20 protein-coding genes and 1 pseudogene are annotated in these 19,155 nt (G+C 72.0%); 10 read left to right on the top strand and 11 right to left on the bottom strand.

Going from position 1 to position 19,155, the window contains the following annotated elements:
- Positions 1-73: 73 nt before the first annotated feature.
- On the bottom strand, positions 74-829 hold the full coding sequence (locus tag F9C41_RS24515; RefSeq protein WP_155389185.1) for an SDR family oxidoreductase: 756 nt from the start codon (positions 827-829) through the stop codon (positions 74-76).
- A 92-nt stretch (positions 830-921) separates the two neighbouring features.
- Here F9C41_RS24515 and F9C41_RS24520 point away from each other — a divergent pair, with 92 nt between their 5' ends.
- Positions 922-1,404: an RrF2 family transcriptional regulator gene (locus F9C41_RS24520; protein ID WP_155389255.1), complete on the top strand. Its 483-nt coding sequence runs from the start codon at positions 922-924 to the stop codon at positions 1,402-1,404.
- A gap of 10 nt (positions 1,405-1,414) precedes the next feature.
- Here F9C41_RS24520 and F9C41_RS24525 read toward each other — a convergent pair whose 3' ends face one another.
- Complete coding sequence (locus F9C41_RS24525) at positions 1,415-2,044, bottom strand: hypothetical protein (RefSeq protein WP_155389186.1); 630 nt, start codon at positions 2,042-2,044, stop codon at positions 1,415-1,417.
- 75 nt (positions 2,045-2,119) lie between these two features.
- Here F9C41_RS24525 and F9C41_RS24530 point away from each other — a divergent pair, with 75 nt between their 5' ends.
- Complete coding sequence (locus tag F9C41_RS24530) at positions 2,120-2,893, top strand: GNAT family N-acetyltransferase (protein ID WP_155389187.1); 774 nt, start codon at positions 2,120-2,122, stop codon at positions 2,891-2,893.
- Between the two features lie 19 nt (positions 2,894-2,912).
- Here F9C41_RS24530 and F9C41_RS42215 read toward each other — a convergent pair.
- Positions 2,913-3,137 (bottom strand): annotated as a pseudogene (locus F9C41_RS42215) (TipAS antibiotic-recognition domain-containing protein); the annotation flags it as partial.
- Between F9C41_RS42215 and F9C41_RS24540 the strand changes: the two are divergent.
- Both F9C41_RS24540 and F9C41_RS24545 read left to right on the top strand, forming a co-directional pair.
- Positions 3,036-3,398 (top strand): hypothetical protein, encoded by a 363-nt coding sequence (locus F9C41_RS24540; RefSeq protein WP_155389188.1) that lies wholly within the window; start codon positions 3,036-3,038, stop codon positions 3,396-3,398. The pseudogene F9C41_RS42215 and the gene F9C41_RS24540 overlap by 102 nt on opposite strands.
- A gap of 635 nt (positions 3,399-4,033) precedes the next feature.
- The gene (locus F9C41_RS24545) at positions 4,034-5,158 is read left to right on the top strand and encodes an acyltransferase family protein (protein ID WP_230689975.1); all 1,125 of its coding nucleotides are present in this window, start codon (positions 4,034-4,036) and stop codon (positions 5,156-5,158) included.
- 54 nt (positions 5,159-5,212) lie between these two features.
- Here the strand turns inward: F9C41_RS24545 and F9C41_RS24550 are convergent, their stop codons facing one another.
- The 8 genes from F9C41_RS24550 to F9C41_RS24585 all read right to left on the bottom strand — a co-directional run bounded on the left by F9C41_RS24550 (position 5,213) and on the right by F9C41_RS24585 (position 13,036).
- Entirely contained in the window at positions 5,213-6,073 is an 861-nt protein-coding gene (locus F9C41_RS24550; protein WP_155389189.1) for a hypothetical protein, read from the bottom strand.
- Positions 6,074-6,142: 69 nt separating this feature from the next.
- Entirely contained in the window at positions 6,143-6,835 is a 693-nt protein-coding gene (locus tag F9C41_RS24555; RefSeq protein ID WP_155389190.1) for a response regulator transcription factor, read from the bottom strand.
- A gap of 244 nt (positions 6,836-7,079) precedes the next feature.
- Complete coding sequence (locus F9C41_RS24560) at positions 7,080-7,541, bottom strand: hypothetical protein (protein ID WP_155389191.1); 462 nt, start codon at positions 7,539-7,541, stop codon at positions 7,080-7,082.
- Between the two features lie 180 nt (positions 7,542-7,721).
- On the bottom strand, positions 7,722-9,938 hold the full coding sequence (locus F9C41_RS24565) for a xanthine dehydrogenase family protein molybdopterin-binding subunit (RefSeq protein WP_155389192.1): 2,217 nt from the start codon (positions 9,936-9,938) through the stop codon (positions 7,722-7,724).
- Positions 9,935-10,939, bottom strand: a complete 1,005-nt coding sequence (locus tag F9C41_RS24570) for an FAD binding domain-containing protein (protein ID WP_155389193.1) — start codon at positions 10,937-10,939, stop codon at positions 9,935-9,937. The genes F9C41_RS24565 and F9C41_RS24570 overlap by 4 nt, the downstream gene beginning before the upstream one ends.
- A 3-nt stretch (positions 10,940-10,942) precedes the next feature.
- Positions 10,943-11,449: a (2Fe-2S)-binding protein gene (locus F9C41_RS24575; protein ID WP_155389194.1), complete on the bottom strand. Its 507-nt coding sequence runs from the start codon at positions 11,447-11,449 to the stop codon at positions 10,943-10,945.
- A gap of 122 nt (positions 11,450-11,571) precedes the next feature.
- Positions 11,572-12,306: an SDR family NAD(P)-dependent oxidoreductase gene (locus F9C41_RS24580; RefSeq protein ID WP_230689977.1), complete on the bottom strand. Its 735-nt coding sequence runs from the start codon at positions 12,304-12,306 to the stop codon at positions 11,572-11,574.
- A 37-nt stretch (positions 12,307-12,343) separates the two neighbouring features.
- Positions 12,344-13,036 (bottom strand): GntR family transcriptional regulator, encoded by a 693-nt coding sequence (locus F9C41_RS24585; RefSeq protein WP_155389196.1) that lies wholly within the window; start codon positions 13,034-13,036, stop codon positions 12,344-12,346.
- Positions 13,037-13,182: 146 nt separating this feature from the next.
- On the opposite strand from F9C41_RS24585, the gene F9C41_RS24590 reads away from it, so the two are divergent.
- The 6 genes from F9C41_RS24590 (at position 13,183) to F9C41_RS24615 (ending at position 19,133) form a co-directional block, all read left to right on the top strand.
- Positions 13,183-14,280, top strand: a complete 1,098-nt coding sequence (locus F9C41_RS24590) for a TIGR03364 family FAD-dependent oxidoreductase (protein WP_155389197.1) — start codon at positions 13,183-13,185, stop codon at positions 14,278-14,280.
- On the top strand, positions 14,277-14,978 hold the full coding sequence (locus tag F9C41_RS24595) for a phosphonatase-like hydrolase (RefSeq protein ID WP_269058968.1): 702 nt from the start codon (positions 14,277-14,279) through the stop codon (positions 14,976-14,978). The genes F9C41_RS24590 and F9C41_RS24595 overlap by 4 nt, the downstream gene beginning before the upstream one ends.
- A 191-nt stretch (positions 14,979-15,169) precedes the next feature.
- Complete coding sequence (locus F9C41_RS24600) at positions 15,170-16,333, top strand: ABC transporter substrate-binding protein (RefSeq protein ID WP_155389198.1); 1,164 nt, start codon at positions 15,170-15,172, stop codon at positions 16,331-16,333.
- Between the two features lie 3 nt (positions 16,334-16,336).
- The gene (locus F9C41_RS24605; RefSeq protein WP_230689979.1) at positions 16,337-17,257 is read left to right on the top strand and encodes an ABC transporter permease; all 921 of its coding nucleotides are present in this window, start codon (positions 16,337-16,339) and stop codon (positions 17,255-17,257) included.
- Positions 17,245-18,069, top strand: a complete 825-nt coding sequence (locus tag F9C41_RS24610) for an ABC transporter permease (protein ID WP_155389199.1) — start codon at positions 17,245-17,247, stop codon at positions 18,067-18,069. The genes F9C41_RS24605 and F9C41_RS24610 overlap by 13 nt, the downstream gene beginning before the upstream one ends.
- Positions 18,070-18,071: 2 nt before the next feature.
- Positions 18,072-19,133, top strand: a complete 1,062-nt coding sequence (locus F9C41_RS24615) for an ABC transporter ATP-binding protein (protein ID WP_230689980.1) — start codon at positions 18,072-18,074, stop codon at positions 19,131-19,133.
- The last annotated feature ends 22 nt before the right edge of the window (positions 19,134-19,155 follow it).

A 19,155-nucleotide genomic window follows, 5' to 3' on the forward strand; every position in this document is an offset into this window, starting at 1 on the left:
CCCCCCCCGGGGGGGGGGGTGGGGCCCGCCGGTGCGCCCCCCGCCCGCCCCGGCGCCCCCACGACGAAGTCGCTCAGGCGGCGTCGCGGCCGGCGAACCACGCCGCGAAGTCGGTCTTGCCCAGGTGCGCCTCGCCGGCCGGCGCCAGCAGCGAGGTGTTGGCCACCGCGGCGCCGAAGTAGGTCGCCTCGGGGTCGGTGATCACCTGGCGGTCGTCGCCCTCGGCGGCGAGCAGCCGGCGCACCAGGTCGTCCTGGCCGATCTTCTCCGGGCCGGCGATGTCGTAGGTGCCGTTGACCGGCTCGGCCTCGGCCGCGGCGGCGACGGCGGCGGAGACGTCGTCGGCGGCGATCGGCTGCATCATGGCCGGCGGCAGGTGGATCGCCTCGCCGCGGGTGCCGCCGTGTGCGATCGCGCTGGTGAACTCCATGAACTGGGTCGCCCGCACGATGGTGTACGGCACGCCCGCGGCCTTGATCAGCTCCTCCTGGGCGACCTTGGCGCGCATGTAGCCGCTGTCCGGGATGAGGTCCGCGCCGACGATCGACAGTGCCACGTGGTGGCCCACGCCGGCCTTCTTCTCGGCGGCCATCACGTTGCCGGTGGAAGTCCGGAAGAACTCCATGATCGCGTTGTCCTCGAAGTTCGGCCCGTTGGCCACGTCGACGACCACGTCCGCGCCCTTGAGCGCGTCGTCCAGGCCGGCTCCGGTGATGGTGTCGACACCCGTGCTGGGCGAGGCGGCGAACACGTCGTGGCCGTCGGCGCGCAGCCGCTTGGCGACGTTGCTGCCGATCAGGCCGGTGCCGCCGATGATGACGATCTTCATGGTGCTTCTCCTCCGCAAACTCGGATGTTTCTTGTCCGAGACAGTACTCGGACAGATCGTGTCCGAGTAACGGGTACACTGGAATTGTGAAAATGTCCTCAGGCGTCGAGTGGGCCCTGCACTGCTGCGTGGTGCTCACCGCGGCGGAGCGTCCGGTGCCCGCGTCGCGGCTGGCCGAGCTGCACGACGTCTCCGGCACCTATCTAGCCAAGCAGCTCCAGGACCTCTCGCGGGCCGGTCTGGTGCGCTCCGTGCAGGGCAAATCGGGCGGCTATGTCCTCACCAGGGCGCCCAAGGACATTTCCCTGCTCGACGTCGTCGAAGCCGTCGACGGCGCGCGGCCCGCCTTCGTGTGCACCGAGATCCGCCAGCGCGGCCCGCTGGCCACCCCGGCGGAGGCCTGCACCAGGCCCTGCCCCATCGCCCGCGCCATGGGCGCCGCCGATCAGGCCTGGCGGGCGGCGCTGCGCGAGACGACCATCGCCGACCTCGCCCGCACCATCACCGACGACAGCGGCCCGCACGCCTTCGACGGCATACGGACCTGGCTCAGCGCACCGGGAGGCCGGATCTGATCAGCGCGGGTCAGACGTCCGCGGTCAGCCGGATCGTGTCCGCGGCGATCCGTGAGCTGTGCTGAGCGACCTTGTTCCGCAGGCTCAGCTCGGGCACGTGGGCGTGGCGGTCCGGCTCTGCCCGCCATCGGCAGCCGTCCTCGGTGCAGATCGCCTCCAGGTCTGTTCCTGGCGGGCCGAAGTCGATGATCTCGACGAGGTGGTCGGTGTCCGGCCGTCCGGCGCGGCGGTTCGACCGCCGCCGGCGCCGCACCTCGACCCAGCCCGGCTGGTCGCGGTAAGCCGGCGGCACCAGCGCGCGCGGCCGGTTGTACGCGTTGACGACCCAGTGCAGCACGGTCAGTGGCACCGTCAAGACCATCAGCGCAAAGGCGCCCTTGGCCGGCGCGAGGGTCAGTTTGCCGACCACGAATTGCAGCCCGAGCAGCAGGAAGAAACCGGCGATCGCGGACAGCGGCAGCAGTGCGGTCACGTAGCTGCGCGGGAAGACGTCGTACATCCTCACGTGGCGGACGGGCAGCGAACCCTCGTGTTCACCGCGCCACAGCGCCGGCACCACCCGCCAGACGTGCCGGAGGTACACGAGGGCGCCTGCCACCGTCAGGAACCCCAGCGGAACCCACCACCACACCGTTTTCACCCGCGCGACGATAGCCTGACCTGGGATTATTCACCTCATCGGAGCCGGGAAAGATCAACCCGATAGGGTTCCGGGATGCCCCTGCGCTCCGAGAACGCCGACTCCGTCACCACGCTGCTGCACGCCGACGACGGCACCCCGCTCGCCCGGCTGCGCCTGCGCGAGGACGACGGCACCCTGCTCGCCGAGCGCGTGCTGCCGGTGCCCGGAGCAGACCTTGACCGGGTCGCCGCGCAGGCCCGCCACGACCTCGCCGGACGCCGGCTGACCACGCCCGACGACGCGCTCGCCCGCGCACTGGTCGACGGCGGCCTGCGGCTGCGCCGAGCCGCCACGGAGATGCACCACGACCTGACCGGCCTCCCGCCGCTTCCGCCGCTGCCCGCCGGCTGGTCGCTGCGGCCCGCCGGCTGGGACGACGACCTGGCCGAAGGGCTCGGCGCGGCGTACGGCCCCGAGCACCCCGACGGCCGGTGGCAGGACAGCGACACCAAGCAGATCAGGTCCATGTTCGAACACGGCGACCCGGTGCCGCCGCTGGCCGAGGCCTCGGCGCGGGTCGCCGGACCCGACGGGCGCAGCGCCGGACATGTGCTGTGCGCCGGGCCCGTGCCGTGGACCGACGACGACTGCGCCTGGATCCTCAACCTGGGCGTCGCGCCACCGGCGCAGGGCCTCGGGCTCGGCCGTGTGCTGCTGGTGCACGCGATGCACGGCGCCCACGCGGCCGGGCTGCCGCGGCTCGGCCTGGAGGTCGCCGACGGCAACCACGCCCGCCGGTTGTACGACAGCGTCGGCTTCCAGGTGCGCGCCCGGGTGCTCGCCGTGGACCTGCCGCCGCTCGGCTGACCTCGGCGTAGACCTTCATCGCGTCACGGACGAGAACGGCTGTGCCCGTGCCGTCCCGGTCGTAATTCGCGTTGAAGCGCGGGTCGGCGACGTACAACTCGCCCAGGCCGTCGAATTGGCGCGTGGTTCTATAGTCTCCGCCGTGCGTAAAAGCAGAAATGTTCTCGGGTTTCTCGCGGTCTCCTGGTTGCTCTCCTGTGTCCTGCTTCTTGGCATATGGTTTGTGACTGGGTTCTCCATGAATGGCGGTCTATCCACAGCCGAAGTGCATGAGCAGGGTTTCTGGGGAATGTTGCTATGCGGAGTCGCCCTGGGTGGTGCGGCAGCTCTCAGTCTGACCAGCAAGTTTCTGTCCATGCGTCGCGCGGCCATCGCTTTCGGCGCCATCGCCGCTCTGCTCGTTTGCCCTGTGGGACGGGCCGCCACCTACGCCTACAAGCAACTGCGCTACCAGCCGTGCACGACTGTTTCCGTTTTGTGGGACTGTCCAACGGATTTGGACTAGCTCTCGGGGCCGCGCGGGGCTGTGGGGAGGGGCTTTACGGGCTCCGCGAAGTTACTGGGGGTCGAGGTGTCCTCGGGCTCGTCGGGTGATGCCGCAACTGGTATGTAGCCGCTGGTTGGCGGGTTGCGAAAGCCGTAGGCCACCACAATGCGTCGACCCTTCGCGACTGCCTCCTGGTAGTTCGGCGATCTTCACGTGATCGAGTGCACGGACAACGAAGTTCATTTGACGCTGCCGCTGATCCCATGTAATAGGACACTCACATTCGCCAATATCGCCGCTGTGAAAACCGTCAGCGCGAGGGCCGTGATCGCCAGAATCATCCATCGTCGGCGCAGCCAGGCTCGCATTAGATTACTTGACCAGCAGCAACGCCAAGATCACAAGTGTCTCTGTACAGGTGCTGACCGATTCGGGTCAACGAGCTTAGCGGCGGTCGAGGTGGCCGCGGTACCGCCGCGTCGTGGCGCAGCGGGTGCGTTGCCGCTGGTTGACGGGTTGGTGCCTGCTGCCATCCTCGGCAGCATGCACAGGTGGGACCGACCCGTCAGTCGGCTCGCGTCGACACCACGTTTGTGACGATCTCGTGACAGTTCGCGCGACGGGCGCGGACATCGCGTTGGCAGTTTCGGGCGGTGCGAACAGAACTCACCCCGTCGGCGACCGTCGTGGCCGCAGCAAGGCCGCGCGCATTGTGGGCGGACACCGCCAAAGGCGCCTGCATCGTGCTCGTCGTGCTGTGGCACGTGGTCATGAAGGACTACCTGCAGGTGGACTGGCACATCGGCATCCCCCTGCCCGGCGCCTGGGGCACCCTCGGGGAACAGCTGCTCCCGCTGCGGATGCCGCTGTTCTTCACCATCTCCGGTGTCTTCGCGACCACCGCCCTGGCCCGGACCTGGCGACAGACCGCACGATCGCGCGTCGCCAAGTTCCTCTACCTGTACGCCGCCTGGCTGCTGATCCACACGGCGATCCTGAGCGCCGTGCCGGACTTCGCCACCGCCCGCGCGGACTCGGCCCTGGCCCTGCTGGAACAGCTCACGATCACGCCCTCGAACCTGTGGTACCTCTACGCCCTCGCGGCCTACTTCGTCATCGCCAAAGCGCTGCACCGAGTGCCGCGCACCGTGGTCCTCGCTGCCGCCGCAGCTCTGTCGGCGATCACCGCATCGGGCGTGCTCGCCACCCCCGGTGACCGCGGCGGCCTCTACCAGAACCTGGTGTTCTTCCTGACAGGCGCATATTTACGGCCCCACATCGAACGCTGGGCGGAGACCGCCACCAGCCGTCGCCTCGCGCTTTCCTTCCTCGCGTACGCGAGCGCGCTGGCCGTCATGGCCGCCGCGGGTGCGCAGCGATGGCCCGGCGTATGGCTGGCCGTCGGACTCGTCGCCGTGGCCTTCGGCGTGACCGCCGCTGCCCGGCTGGCCCGAAGCCCCGCCATCGGCGGCCCGCTCGCCGCACTCGGACGCCGTACCCTGCCGATCTATGTGATCCACATGCCGCTGCTGGCACTGCTGCACCTGGTGCTGCACGAACCGATCTCGAACCTCGGGTTCACGGGCCAGATCATCGCGGCGCTGTGCTATCCGGCGGTGCTGTCCGCGGTCGTGATCGCGCTCTGCCTGCTGATCCACCGGGCACTGCTCACGCTGGGCGCGTCGTGGCTCTTCGAGCTGCCGCGACTGCGGAGCCGTCAGCCTCGACCCGGCCGGCAGTATGCGACGGCCGGGGAAGTGGCGCCGCCCGTCGGGTGATCGCACCCGACAGGCGGCGGTCAGGTTGCCGTAGGTCGTCCTACGACAACCTGATCACGACGTTTCGGTCGACCGGTGGCGGGCGTAGAGCCAGAACCCGGCCACCAGGGCCACTGCGGCGAGCGCTCCGATGCCGCCGAGAACGATTCCGCTGTTCAGAGTGGAGCTCTCGGACGCCGCGAGGGCGATCGTCGAGGGCGACGGCTCGATGGTCTCGCTGGGCGACTCGGACACGGTTGGGCTCGCCGAGGACGGCGAAGGGCTGGCCAGGGTCGGCGAGGGGCTGGCCGAGGGCGCTGCCGGGCTGGCCGCGACGGCCGGCTTGGGGCTGGTCGCGGTACGGGTCGGCGACGGCTTGGGCTTGGCGCAGGTGGCAGCGGTGACGCCGGGGACCTTCAGCGCGATCGAGATGGAGTTGTTCGACGTCTTCGGGTCGCCCGCGTAGTCCAGGCGGTATCGGCCAGGGGAGACGCACTTCTTCTTGAGCACGAAGTATTGGGTGCTCGTGTTGCCGCCGCTGCCGCCGTTGTACGTGTCCAGCCAGATCGAGCCGTTGACTTTGCAGCGGACGTGGGTGTGCGCGGTCACGACCGTGCACAGGCCGGGGTACTGCGCGAAGTACTTCTCATCCAGCTGCCGGAACACCGTGCCGGGTGGCGCGGTGATGTCCTTGACGACGGAGGTGTCCGCGGTGTTTTCCGGGCCGAAGTTGTGGGTCCGCACGACGACGGTCACGTAGCCGATGCCGGTGTCGCCCTTGAACAGGCCGCTGTTGGGATTGACCGTCGCCAGCTCGACCTTGGCCGACACCAACTGGATCGCGACGTCGGCGCTCGGCGCCTGTGCCGCGGCCGGCGTGCCGGTCAGCGCGACACTGGCCAGTGCCGCGCACACCATCGATGCGACCCGGCGCATGAGGACCCCTCTCCTGGTGAGTGCGGGGACCGTAGCACTTCGGGACTGCGCGCGACATCCACCTGATCTTCACACTGGGCCGAAGCGGTAGCCGAAGCCGCGCACCGTCTGCACGTACACCGGGGTGGTCGTGTCGTCCTCGATTTTTGCGCGCAGGCGTTGCACGCAGGCGTCGACCAGGCGGGAGTCGCCGAGGAAGTCGTGCTGCCAGACGGCTTCCAGCAGCTGGTGGCGGCTGTGCACCCGGCCGGGCGTGGCCGACAGGGTGAGCAGCAGCCGCATCTCGGTGGGGGCGAGCCGGACGCGCCGGCCGTCCTTGCCGACGCAGAGCGAGGCCCGGTTGATGCTCAGCGCGCCGTGCTGCTCGGACCCCTCGGGCCGAGCCGACCTGCCCGAGGTACGGCAAGCACGCCGCAGGACTGCGCGGATGCGTGCCTCGACGATCCGGGCGTGCACCGGCTGGACCACGTAGTCGTCGGCGCCCGCCTCCAGGGCTGCGACGACGTCGATGTCGTCGTCGCGGGCGGTCAACACGATGATCGGCAGGTCGCCTTCGTCCCGCAGGTGACGGCACACGTCGAAGCCGTCCATGCCCGGCAGCGCCAGGTCGAGGACGACGACCTGGGCGGCGAACGTACGCAGCCGGGCGAGGCCCTGCTCGCCGCTGTCGGCGGTGTCGACGGTATGGCCATGCCGGGTCAGCGCCAGGCGCAGGCCTTCGCGGGCCGGGCGATGATCGTCGATCAGGAGTACGCGGGCCATGGGATGCGGAGCGCTTACCGGAACTCGACGGTGACGCGGGGCCCGCTCGGCGTCCGCCGGAGGCCGTGGCCCAGTGGATGTCGGCGCGGGCGGAATCGTCGGGGGAGCGAGGTGCGCACGTCGTTCATGCTGCACAGCCCATCGCATGTCCTGTTAGCGCAGCATGAGCTGGTTCGCTCACACCGTCCTCACGTCTGACCGCGAGCGGGCGGCGTCCGGCATGTTCCGGACGCCGCCCGCCGGGTCACTTGCCGGACTCGCTGGAGGAGGCACGGTCCGGTGCGTGGCCGTGGCCGCCGAGGACGCCCGCCTCGGCCGCCTTGGTGATCGCGTCTGCTTCGGCCTGGGTCAGCTTGCCGGCCTTGACCGCCGCGGCCAGCCGGTCCTTGAGCTGCTGGGTGCGGTCGGCGGTCCTGTCGTTGGACTTGTCACGGGCCTTGCCGTCCGGGCGCAGTTGGGACTGCACCTTCTCCAGCGCGGCCGAGACCTTGGCCTGGTCGATGCCGAGTTCCTTGGCGAGCGCCGCGGACAGCTTCTGCTGATGCTCGGCCTGCTGGTAGCCCTTGTCCTTGCCTTGCGACGAGGTCGCGGCGGGCGTGGACCCGCTGCCTTCGGCTGCCCATGCCGTGGCGGGCGCCGCGATGCCGAGCGCCAGTACGCCCGCTGCGCCGGCCGTGACCAGGGTCTTCTTCGAGAACTTCATCATGCGAGGCTCCTTGGGATCGGTGAGCTTCCGACGCTGACGCGTGTTCCTCGGCGAAGCGCCCAGGCAACCTCCGACAGTCCTGGCAGTAGGGCGCGAGGGTGCCGGTTCTATGCCTGGATGAGCGGATTGTGCACAGGGGACGTTCAGTGATCACAGGCGGCACACAGCGGGCACGACCGCCTACGCGGTCGTCCCGGCGAGCACGTCCTCGATGCGGATCGGCAGGCGGCGGTGGCGTACGCCGGTGGCGTGGAAGACGGCGTTGGCGACGGCCGCGGCGACGCCTACCATGCTGACCTCGCCGAGGCCCTTGACCCCGACGGGGTGGAAGCGCAGGTCGGGTTCGCCGATGAAGTCGACGTCGAGGGTGCCGATGTCGGCGTTGACCGGCACCGGGTATTCCTCGAGGCTGTTGTTGAGGAAGCCGCCGTAGCGGGGGTCGACCGCGCCGGCTTCGCGCAGGCTCGCGCCGATGCCCCAGACGATGCCGCCGCGCACCTGGCTGGCGGCGGTGACGGGGCTGGCCACCCGGCCGCAGTCGGCGACGCTGACGACGCGGGGCACGCGGATGCGGCAGGTCGTCGGCTCGACGCGCACCTCGACGAAGTGGGCGATCCAGCTGAACGTGCTGTACCCGGGGAACTCCGGCCCGGACAGGGTGGGCAGGCCCTTGCGGGCGTGCTCGGCGTCCTGCTCGGTCTGGCCGGGTCCGAGCGTCTCGGCACGGGCCTCGACCTGGTCGCGGCCGGTCGCGCGGACGGCGGACGCGACGTCCACCGGGCCGCGGGTATCCATGCCGAGCTGTTCGCGCAGCGCGCGCAGCGCCGCATGCACGGCGCCCAGGGTGGACGCGGTGCCCCAGGATCCGGCGGTCAGGTGCTGGGTGGCGACGCGGGTGTCGCCGACGACGATGTCGACGTCGTGCACACCGATGCCGAGGTTCTCCGCGACCAGGATGGCGATGGTCGAGCGGATGCCCTGGCCCATCTCGTGCCCGTCGACCTCGACGCGGATCCGGCCGTCGGCGCCGGCCACCAGGTGCGCGGCGGAGGGCACGATCGAGGCGGGGTACGCGCCGACCGCGACGCCCCAGCCGACCAGTGACCCGTCTTCGGCGCGCATGCTCGCCGGGCGCTGCTGACGGGCGCTCCACCCGAAGCGCTTCGCGCCGCGGCGCAGGCACTGGGCCAGGTGGCGGGACGAGAACGGCTCGCCGCTGACCGGGTCGACGGTGGTGTCGTTGGCGAGCCGGAATTCGAGCGGGTCGCGGTGTGCGGCGTAGGCGAGCTCGTCGACGGCGGATTCGAACGCGAACGCGGCCGGGTGCTCGAACGGGGCGCGCATGAAGCCGGGGCTCTGGGTGTCCATCCGGGCGAAGGTCTGCCGGCCGCGGAAGTCGCGGATGCCGTACAGCCGGGAGGTGATCTCGGTGTACATCAGCGGGAACAGGTCGTGCCGGGAGGTCTGGTGCTCGACCTCGTGGATCGCGGCGACCATACGGCCGTGCTCGTCGGCGCCCAGCCGGATCCGGTGCCGGCTCGCGGGCCGGAAGCTGGTGTGGTGGAACAGCTGGGCGCGGGACACGACGAGCTTGACCGGGCGGCCGAGCCTACGCGCGGCCAGCGCCAGCGGCCCGATGTGGATCTGGAGCGAGTTCTTCTGCCCGAACCCGCCGCCGGTGTACGGCGAGATGACTTCGACGTTCGCGGCGTCGATGCCGAGCTGCTGGGCCAGGCCGTGGCGGATCGCGCCGGCGTTCTGGGTGCCCTCGTGCACGACCAGGGTGTCGCCGCGCCAGGAGACGGTCGCGCCGATCAGCTCCATCGGGTTCTGGTGCTGCGCCGGCTGGTCGTAGGTGGCGTCGACGTGCAGCGCGGCGGTCGCGTACGCGGATTCGGCGTCGCCGACGTCGAGGTCGGCGAGGAACGGCAGCGGGATGGTCGCGGGCTGGGACAGCCGCTCGACACCGGGGGAGTCGAGGGTGGCCGCGAACGGCTCGGTCTCGTAGCGGGCGCGCACCAGGTTGGCGGCCTCGGTCGCGGCGGTCAGCGTCTCGGCGACGACCAGGGCGATTGCCTGGCCGCGGTAGGCGATGCGGTCGTCGAGCAGCGGCTGCAGGCTCTGCACGCCGTAGCCGCCGCCCATGACGAAACCCGGGGACTGCAGGTCCAGGTGGTCGAGGTGGGAGAGCACGAGCAGGACGCCGGGCACCGCGGCGGCGGCGGAGACGTCCAGTTCGGCGATGCGGCCGCGGCCGATGGTCGCGGTGGCCAGCGTCGCGTGGGCGAGCTGGTCGGGGTGCAGGTCGGTGGCGTACAGCGCGGCGCCGGTGACCTTCTCGCGGGCGTCGACGCGCCTGGTGTCGACGGGCTGCGTGTCCTGGGGTTCTGGGCTCATCCGACCGCCCTGCTTCCGGCCAGGCGCACCGCGTCGGCGACGGTGCGCGTACCCAGCTCGATCTTGAACGCGTTGGCGCGGCCCGGGCGCGCGCCGGTGAATGCGGCCTCCCCGGCGGCGCGGGCGCTCGCCTCGGTGATCGCGTTCCCGCGTAGTGCCTGCTCGGCCGCGGGCACCCGCCACGGACGGGTGGCCACGCCGCCGACGGCGATGCGGCACTCGTCGACCCGGCCGTCGCCGTCCAGGGTCAGCGCGACCGCCGCGGAGACCAGCGCGAACGCGTACGACTCCCGGTCGCGGATCTTCAGGTAGGCCGACCCGCGGCCCGCCGGGGTCACGGGCACCCGGACCCGGGTGATGATCTCGCCGGGTGCCAGGTTGTGCTCGTGCTGCGGGGTGTCGCCCGGCTCGCGGTGCAGCCGGGCCAGCGGCAGGCTGCGTGCCCCGCCCGGCCCGTGCACGTCCACCTCGGCGTCGAACGCGACCAGCGCCGTGGCCCAGTCGCCCGGATACACCGCGATACACGCCTCGCTCCCACCGAACAGCGCGTTCGAGCGGTCGAGGCCTTCTTGCGCGGCGCAGCCGCTGCCTGGGCTGCGCTTGTTGCATGCGAACGGCTCCCCGCCCCGGAAGTACGGGCAGCGGGTGCGTTGCAGCAGGTTGCCGCCGAGTGTGGCCATGTTGCGCAGCTGCTGCGACGCCGCCCGCCACAGCGACTCCGACAGCGCCGGGTAGTCGCGGCGCAGCCTGCCGTCCTCGGCGACGTCGGCCATCCGCGCGCCCGCGCCGAAGACCAGCTCCCGGTCGCCGGAGGTGTCGAAGCCGGCCAGGTCGGCGACCCGGTGCACGTCCACCACCGCCGACGGGGTCTCGATCTCCAGCTTCATCAGGTCGTACAGTGTCGTGCCGCCCGCCAGCAGCCGCGCCTGCGGACCGGCCGCCGCCAGCGCGTCCACGGCTTCGGCGAGGGTCTCGACCTTCGTGTACGCGAACGGGCGCACGCCTCAGCGCCCCTGCTCGGCGACGGCCCGCACCGCTGCGACGATGCCTGCGTACGCCCCGCACCGGCACAGGTTGCCGCTCATGTACTCGCGCACCTCGTCGTCGTCCCCGGCGTGCCCTTCGGCCAGGCAGGCCAGCCCGGACATGATCTGTCCGGGGGTGCAGTAGCCGCACTGCAGCGCGTCGTGGTCGATGAACGCCTGCTGCAGCGGGTGCAGCTCGCCGTCGGGCCCGGCCACGCCCTCGACCGTGGTCACGTCGGCACCGGTGACCTGCACCGCGGGCGTCAGGCAGGACACCACCCGGCGGCCGTCGAGGTGCACCGTGCACGCGCCGCACTGGCCGTGGTCGCAGCCCTTCTTCGGGCCGGTCACGCCGAGCCGCTCCCGCAGCACGTCGAGCAGCGACTCGCGGGTGTCGACGCGCAGCCGCACCGGCTCGCCGTTGACCGTGCACGCCAGGTCGAGTTCGTGCGCCGAGCCCGCGGCGGTCGAGGCCGTGGCAGCCATCTCGCCTCCCGGTGCCCCGCCGGCCGCGCACCCGGTCGGCGCTGCGGTCCGCGCGGCGGCCACATCACCGGATTTTATGACAAATCCGGCTGCCGGGTGCCGTTACCGAGACACGGCTGGGCTCAGCTGTGCAGGCTGCGGCCGCCGTCGACGACGATGCGCTGGCCGGTGACGAAGCCCGCGCCCTCGGCGGCCAGGAAGGCGACCACGTGCGCGATGTCGTCCGGCGTGCCCATCCGCCCGGCGGGCACCGTGGCCAGGTAACCGTCCACCGAGGAGCCCTCGTGCCGCTCGACCGGGATCCACCCGGGCGCGACGCTGTTCACCGTGATGCCGTGCGGGGCCAGCTCACGCGCCCAGGCACGGGCGAGGCCGATCTGCGCGTTCTTCGCGGTGGCGTATGCCGACCAGCCCGGCTGCGGCCGGTCGGCGACCTCCGAGTCGAGGTGCACGATGCGCCCGTAGCCGCGCGCGATCATGCCGGGCGTCAGCGCCCGCCCGAGCAGCACCGGGCTGTGTACGAAGAACGCCAGCTGCGCCTCGAAAGCCGCCCGGTCGGCGTCGGCGATCCGCGCCTCGGGCTGCGGCCCGGTCGCGTTGAGCACCAGCACGTCCACCGGGCCGAGCTGCGCGGCGATCGCGTCGGCCAGCCGGGCCACGTCCTGCTCATCGGTGACGTCCGCGGGGAACGCGCCCGCGGTGCCGCCCTCGGCGCGGATCTCGTCGACCAGCTCGGCGAGGGGCTTCTCCTGGCGGCCGTTGACGGCCACGGCCATGCCGTCGCGGGCCAGCCGCCGGGCGATCACCCGGCCCAGTCCGCGGGAGCTGCCGGTGATCAGGGCTACGCGTGTCGTCACGGGCGCGATCATGCCAGTGCCCGCGGGGGCGGCCCGATCAGGCCCGCAGGTCGACCACCAGGCGGAACAGGTCGGCACGCAGCCAGGAGTGGGTGACCTCGACGGTGCGGCCGGTGCGTTCGCTGTCGGTGCGGCTGGCGATCCAGACGACCTCGGTGTTGCGGGGCAGGTCCAGGATCTCGCGGACGGCCGGGGGCGGGGCCGTGATCTCGGCGCGCAGGGCGTGCCGCCGCGGGCGCAGGCCGTAGGCCTGCTCCAGGGCGGTGAACAGGGAGTCGTGCCGGGGCAGGGCCTCGTGCAGGCCGGGCACGAGGTCGGTGGCGAGCCAGCTGGTCTTGCACAGGGCCCGCTGCCCGTCGACCCAGCCGACACGGTGCAGCACCAGCACGTCCACGCCGTCGCCGAGGTCTTCGGGCGGGGCCTGTGCCGGGGCGTCGACGACCTCGGCCCGGGCGCTGCCGCCGGCCGCCCGGACGACCTGTGACCAGCTCAGCGCCGACCGCGGCGTGACGACCAGGTCGTAGCGGCGGCTCACGAACGTGCCGCTGCCGCGCCGCCGGCGCACGACCCGCCGCTGCTCCAGCTCGTCCAGCGCGGCCCGGGCGGTCAGCCGGTTCACGGCGTGCCGCCGGGCCAGCTCGTGTTCGGACGGCACGCGCGCGCCCGCGGGCTCGGCGGCCAGCTCGCGTTCGAGCCGGTCGGCCAGCACCAGATAGGTCGGGACGTCCATCCCGACATCCTAAAGCGGGCTAGACAGGACGGCTGCCCGTTGCGACAGCCTTCTTGCTGGCAGCAACCGGTGTTCACATTCCGTCAACCGTCCGCCTGGACAGTCAGCGCCGAGGTTGTCTACACAAGCACTCGGAAGGCGGCACCATGCGCGTGATCATCGTCGGCGGCGGCGTACTGGGGCTGATGCACGCCCGGTCTGCCGTGCGGCGCGGCCACGAGGTCGTGCACCTCGAACGCGAGGAGGGTGCCCGCGGCGCGAGCGTGCGCAACTTCGGCCTGGTCTGGGTCTCCGGCCGGGCCGCCGGGCCGGAACTGGACCTGGCGCTGCGTGCGCGGCTGCTGTGGGAGGGGATCGGGCAGGACGTGCCCGGCGTCGGGTTCCGCGCCAACGGCTCGTTGACGGTCCTGCGCACCCCCGCGGAACTCGCCGTCGCGCAGGAGGTCTGCGCCCGGCCCGACGCCGCCGAGCGCGGCCTGCGGCTGCTGGAGCCCGACGAGGTCCGGCGGGTCAACCCCGCGGTGCGCGGCGAGCTGCTGGCCGCCGTGCTGTGCGAGCGCGACGCCGCGGTCGAGTCGCGGCAGGTGCCGCAGGCGCTGCGCGACGCGCTGACGGCCACCGGCCGCTACCAGTGGCTGCCCGGCCGCGAGGTCCGCGAGCTGTCCGGCGGGCCGTCGGTCGTCGACCACCTGGGCTCGCGCCACGACGGGGACCTCGTCGTGCAGTGCACCGGCGCCGCCCACACCGGACTGTCCGGGGCGCACCTGTCGGCCGCGCCGCTGCGGCGGGTGCGCCTGCAGATGATGCAGACCGCGCCGCTCGACGAGCCATTGACCACATCGCTGGCCGACGGCGACTCGCTGCGCTACTACCCGGCCTGGCAGACGCCCGCGCTCGCCGCGCTGCCACCGCAGGCCCCGGTCGCCGCGGCCGGGAAGATGCAGCTCCTGCTGGTGCAGCGCCTCGACGGCAGCCTGACCATCGGCGACACCCACGAGTACGCCGAGCCGTTCGCCTTCGACGTCGACGAGCGGTACTACGACTACGTGCGGGCCGTCGCCGAGCAGCTGCTCGGCCGGACGCTGCCGCCGACCGTACGCCGCTGGGCCGGCGTGTACTCGCAGACCACCGACGACGCGATCTACCACCGGGCGCAGCCCGCGCCGGGCGTGACCGTCGTGACCGGACCGGGCGGCCGGGGCATGACCCTGTCCCCGGCGATCGCAGAGGAGACCTTCGCGTGAACCACCCCTGGACCGAACTGCCCCGACTTCGGCTGGCCTGCCTCGACATGGCGGGCACCACAGTCAGTGACGGGGGCCTGGTGGAGCGGGCCGCCTCGGTCGCGCTGGTCGCCCAGGGCATCGAACCGGGCACCAGCGGGCACGCCGCCGGGCTGACCGTGGTGCGCCGCACCATGGGCATGTCGAAGATCGTCGTGTTCCGGGAGATCTTCGACGGCGACGAGGCAGCCGCCCAGCGCGCCAACGCGGCGTTCGAGCGGGCCTATGCGGACCTGGTCGGCGCGGGCGAGGTCAGCGCCCTGCCCGGGGCCGCGGAAGCGATCGCCGCACTGCGCGAAGCCGGTGTCGCGGTCGTGCTCACGACCGGGTTCGCCAAGCCCACCCAGGACGCGATCATCGACGCCTTGGGCTGGCGTGACCTGGTCGACCTGGCCCTGGTGCCCGGCGACGGGCTGCGCGGCCGGCCGTACCCGGACCTGGTGCTGCACGCCGCATTGCGGCTGGGCGTCGACGACGTGCGCGCGATCGCCGTGGCCGGCGACAGCGTCAACGACATCGGCTGCGGCGTACGCGCCGGCGCGGGTGTCGTCGCCGGGGTGCTCGGCGGCGCGCACAGCCGCGCGGACCTGGCCGCCGCGGGCGCGACCCACCTGCTGGCCGCCGTGGCCGAACTGCCCGCGCTGCTCGGGCAGCCATGACCGGTGGCTCCCGGCGGCACCGCGCCGTCGCCGGGAACCGCACGGCCGGTGACCTCGCACACGATCCGTGCCGGTCGCCTGCCTTGTTCAGTCCGGCGCGGCCGATTGATGTCACGCAGTTCAGCTCCCCGACACCCCCGGCGTGCCTACTGGGCTCGCCTGCAAACCCGACACACCTGGGAGACCAGCAGATGCACTCCGTTTTCTCCCGCCGGACCGGCCGCGTGGCCGCCGTCCTGGCGCTGTCCTTGACCACCGCCCTGGCCGCCGCCGCGTGCGGCGCGAAGGAGGAGGCGCCCACCACCCCCTCCGGCGTGGCCGCCGACAAGGCCGTCTCGCTCGCCGACTTCGGCGGCATGGACGCCCTGGTCGCCGCCGCCAAGAAGGAGGGCCAGCTCAACGTCATCACGCTGCCGCCGGACTGGGCCAACTACGGCGAGATCATCGACACCTTCAGCAAGAAGTACGGCATCAAGGTCAACAGCGACAACCCGGACGGGTCCAGCTCCGACGAGATCACCGCGGTGAAGACCCTCAAGGGCCAGGACCGGGCTCCCGACGTGCTCGACCTCGGCGTCGCGTTCGCCATCAGCGGTGCGCAGGAGGGCCTGTTCGCGCCGTACAAGGTCGCCGCGTGGGACAAGATCCCGGCCTCGCAGAAGGACGCCGAAGGCCGCTGGTTCAACGACTACGGCGGCTACGTCTCGATCGGCTGCGACGCCAAGCGCATCGCGGTCTGCCCGCAGACCTTCGCCGACCTGAAGAAGCCCGAGTACAAGGGCAAGGTCGCCCTCAACGGCAACCCGACCAAGTCCGGCTCGGCGATCGCCGCGGTGTACGCCGCGTCGCTGGCCAACGGCGGCTCGTTCGACAACATCCAGCCCGGCATCGACTTCTTCGCCGCGCTGCACAAGTCCGGCAACTTCATCCCCGTCGAGTCCACCCCGGCCACGGTCGAGAAGGGCGAGACCCCGATCAGCCTGGACTGGGACTACCTCAACGCCGGCTACGCCAAGCAGTTCGCCGCCAAGGGACTCGACTGGAAGGTCGCCATCCCCGCCGACGGCAAGTACGCCAACTTCTACTCGCAGGCCATCAACCTCGACGCGCCGCACCCCGCCGCCGCGCGGCTGTGGGAGGAGTTCCTCTACAGCGCCGAGGGCCAGAACCTGTGGCTGAAGGGCTTCGCCCGCCCCGTCCTGCTGCCCGGCATGATCACCGACGGTTCGGCCCAGGCCGACCTGGTCGCCGCGCTGCCGAAGGTCGACGGCGAGCCGAGCTTCCCGACCCCCGCCCAGAACGACAAGGCCAAGGCCGACCTGGTCGCCAACTGGGCCAAGGCCCTGGCCGGCTGACCGATGCCGACCGTCGCCACGACCGTGTCCCCGCCCGTGCCCGACACCGCCCCCGCGGTGTCCGGCCGGGCGGGGGCCCGCCCCCGCCGCAGCTCCGCCACGCTGGCGGCACTGCCGCTGCTGGTGTTCGTCACCGTCTTCTTCGGGCTGCCGATGGTGGCGGTCGGCATCGGCGCGGTCACCGTCACCGACCGTGCCACCGACACGACCACGCTGACCGCCGCCAACCTGAGCCGCTCCGTGCAGGGCGCCTACCTCGACGCGCTCACCAGCAGCATCAAGCTGTCGCTGATCACCGCCGCGCTCGGCGTGGTGCTCGGCACGCTGCTGGCCCAGGCCGTCGTCGCCAGCCGCCTGCCCGGCCTGCGCAACCTCGTCGTCACCGCCTCCGGCGTGCTGGCCAACTTCGGCGGCGTGCCGCTGGCCTTCGCGTTCATCGCCACCCTGGGCATCTCGGGCGTCATGACCGAGCTGCTGCACCTAACCGAGGCCGGCTGGAGCCTCTACACCCCGGCCGGGCTGGCCGTGGTCTACCTGTACTTCCTCATCCCGCTGATGGTCCTGGTCATCGCCCCGGCACTGGACGGGCTGCGGCCGCAGTGGCGGGAGGCCGCGGCCAACTGCGGCGCCACCGGCTGGCAGTTCTGGCGGCTGATCGGCCTACCCGTGCTCGGCCCGTCGCTGCTCGGCGGCTTCGTGCTGCTGTTCGGCACCGCGTTCGCCGCGTACGCCACCGCCGCGGCCATGGTCGGCAGCGTGCTGCCCCTGGTCACGCTGCAGATCGCCGACGCGCTGTCAGGCAACGTCCTGATCGGTCAGGAGGGCGTGGCCTCCGCGCTGGCCCTGGACATGGTGATCGTGGCCGGGCTGGTCATGGCCATCTACCTGCCCCTGCAACGACGGAGCGCCCGATGGCTGCGCTGACCCGCCGGACCCGCGTCTGGCACGGCCTCGTCCTGGCCGTGTTCGGGCTCTACTTCGCCGCCCCGCTGGTGGCGTCGTTCGTGTTCACCGTCGACGTGCCCGGACAGGGCCTGACCGGCCAGGCGTACGCCGACATCCTCGGCGCACCCGGCTTCACCGACGGCCTCGGGCTGTCCCTGCTGCTGGCCGTCGCCACGATCGTGCTGGTGCTGGCCCTGGTGGTGCCCGCGATGGTCGCGGTGCGGCTGCGGCCCGGCCGGCTCGGCACCGTCGTCGAGGTGCTGTGCACCCTGCCGCTGGTGGTGCCGCCGATCGCCTTCGTCGCCGGGATCGGCTCCATCCTGCAACTCGGCCCGGAACGGCTGTCCGACACCCCGCTCTACCAGACCTTCCTGGCCGTACAGGACGAACGCTTCCCGGTCGCGCTGGTGCTGTCGTACACGGTGCTGGCGCTGCCGTTCGTCTTCCGGTCCCTCGACTCGGGGCTGCGCGCGATCGACGTGCCGACCCTGACCGAGGCCGCCCGCAACTGCGGGGCGAGCTGGTGGCAGGTGCTCGTCCGGGTGCTGCTGCCGAACCTGCGCAGCTCACTGGCCGGGGCGGCGTTCCTGACGCTGGCGCTGGTGCTGGGGGAGTACACCATCGCCCGGATCCTGACCTTCGAGACGTTCCCGGTGTGGATCGTCAAGGTCAGCGGCAGCGAGGCGCGACTGTCGGTCGCCGTGTCGCTGCTCAGCCTCCTGATCACCTGGTTGCTGCTGCTGGCGCTGTCGAGCGCGGGCACCCGGGCCAAAACCGCGAGCGAGGAATGACCATGACCATCACGCAGACGAAGCCGGGCGCCGGCGTCGAGTTCCGGGCCCTGCGCCGGACGTTCGGCAGCACCGTCGCGCTGGACGGTCTCGACCTCACCGTCGCGCCCGGGGAGCTGCTCGCGCTGCTGGGGCCGTCGGGCTGCGGCAAGACGACCGCGCTGCGGATGGTCGCGGGCTTCGACCACCCGGACTCCGGCCAGGTGCTCGTCGACGGCGTCGACATCGTCGGGGTGCCCGCCAACAAGCGCGACGCGGGCATGGTGTTCCAGTCGTACAGCCTGTTCCCGAACCTGTCCGCGCGCGACAACGTCGCGTTCGGGCCGCGCATCCGCAAGGTCGACGCGGCGACCCGCCGCGCCCGCGCCGACGAGCTGCTGGCGATGGTCGGCCTGCCCACCCAGGGCGACCGGTTCCCGCACCAGCTCTCCGGCGGCCAGCAGCAGCGGGTCGCGCTCGCGCGGGCGCTGGCGCTGCAGCCGCGGGTGCTGCTGCTGGACGAGCCGCTGTCGGCGCTGGACGCGCAGGTGCGGCTCACCCTGCGGGAGGAGATCTCCCGGCTGCAGAAGAACCTGGGCATCACGACGATCTTCGTGACGCACGACCAGGAGGAGGCGCTGTCCATGGCCGACCGGGTCGCGGTGCTGCGCGACGGGCGGCTGGAGCAGTGCGCCACCCCTATCGAGCTGTACCACCATCCGGCGACCGCGTTCGTGGCGGAGTTCGTCGGCACGATGAACCGCATCCCGGGACGGCTCACCGGTTCGGGCCGGGTCGAGGTCGCGGGGCAGCAGATGCCGGTCATCGGCGACGTGCCCACGCAGACCGCGGTCGACGTGCTGATCCGGCCGGAGGACGTGCGGGTCAGTGCGGACGTCGACGGACCGGCCCGGGTGGTGACGGTGTCCTTCCTCGGGCCGACCACGCGGTTGTTCGTGGAGCTGCCGGACGGCATCGGGATCAAGGCCGACCTCGCCACCCGCCAGGCCTCGGGCCTGGGCCCCGGTGCCGCGGTGCGGGTGGAACTGGCCGAGCACCCGGTGATGGTCTCCGCGTCCCGCTGACGGCGCGCGCCGCTGGCCGGTG

The organism is Catellatospora paridis (assembly GCF_009720365.1).
Lineage (GTDB): Bacteria > Actinomycetota > Actinomycetes > Mycobacteriales > Micromonosporaceae > Catellatospora > Catellatospora paridis.

Coding starts and splice junctions, on each gene's coding strand:
- F9C41_RS24515 (WP_155389185.1), bottom strand. CDS start 829: ATGAAGATCGTCATCATCGGCGGCACCGGCCTGATCGGCAGCAACGTC.
- F9C41_RS24520 (WP_155389255.1), top strand. CDS start 922: ATGTCCTCAGGCGTCGAGTGGGCCCTGCACTGCTGCGTGGTGCTCACC.
- F9C41_RS24530 (WP_155389187.1), top strand. CDS start 2,120: ATGCCCCTGCGCTCCGAGAACGCCGACTCCGTCACCACGCTGCTGCAC.
- F9C41_RS24550 (WP_155389189.1), bottom strand. CDS start 6,073: ATGCGCCGGGTCGCATCGATGGTGTGCGCGGCACTGGCCAGTGTCGCG.
- F9C41_RS24555 (WP_155389190.1), bottom strand. CDS start 6,835: ATGGCCCGCGTACTCCTGATCGACGATCATCGCCCGGCCCGCGAAGGC.
- F9C41_RS24560 (WP_155389191.1), bottom strand. CDS start 7,541: ATGATGAAGTTCTCGAAGAAGACCCTGGTCACGGCCGGCGCAGCGGGC.
- F9C41_RS24565 (WP_155389192.1), bottom strand. CDS start 9,938: ATGAGCCCAGAACCCCAGGACACGCAGCCCGTCGACACCAGGCGCGTC.
- F9C41_RS24575 (WP_155389194.1), bottom strand. CDS start 11,449: ATGGCTGCCACGGCCTCGACCGCCGCGGGCTCGGCGCACGAACTCGAC.
- F9C41_RS24585 (WP_155389196.1), bottom strand. CDS start 13,036: ATGGACGTCCCGACCTATCTGGTGCTGGCCGACCGGCTCGAACGCGAG.
- F9C41_RS24590 (WP_155389197.1), top strand. CDS start 13,183: ATGCGCGTGATCATCGTCGGCGGCGGCGTACTGGGGCTGATGCACGCC.
- F9C41_RS24600 (WP_155389198.1), top strand. CDS start 15,170: ATGCACTCCGTTTTCTCCCGCCGGACCGGCCGCGTGGCCGCCGTCCTG.
- F9C41_RS24605 (WP_230689979.1), top strand. CDS start 16,337: ATGCCGACCGTCGCCACGACCGTGTCCCCGCCCGTGCCCGACACCGCC.
- F9C41_RS24610 (WP_155389199.1), top strand. CDS start 17,245: ATGGCTGCGCTGACCCGCCGGACCCGCGTCTGGCACGGCCTCGTCCTG.
- F9C41_RS24615 (WP_230689980.1), top strand. CDS start 18,072: ATGACCATCACGCAGACGAAGCCGGGCGCCGGCGTCGAGTTCCGGGCC.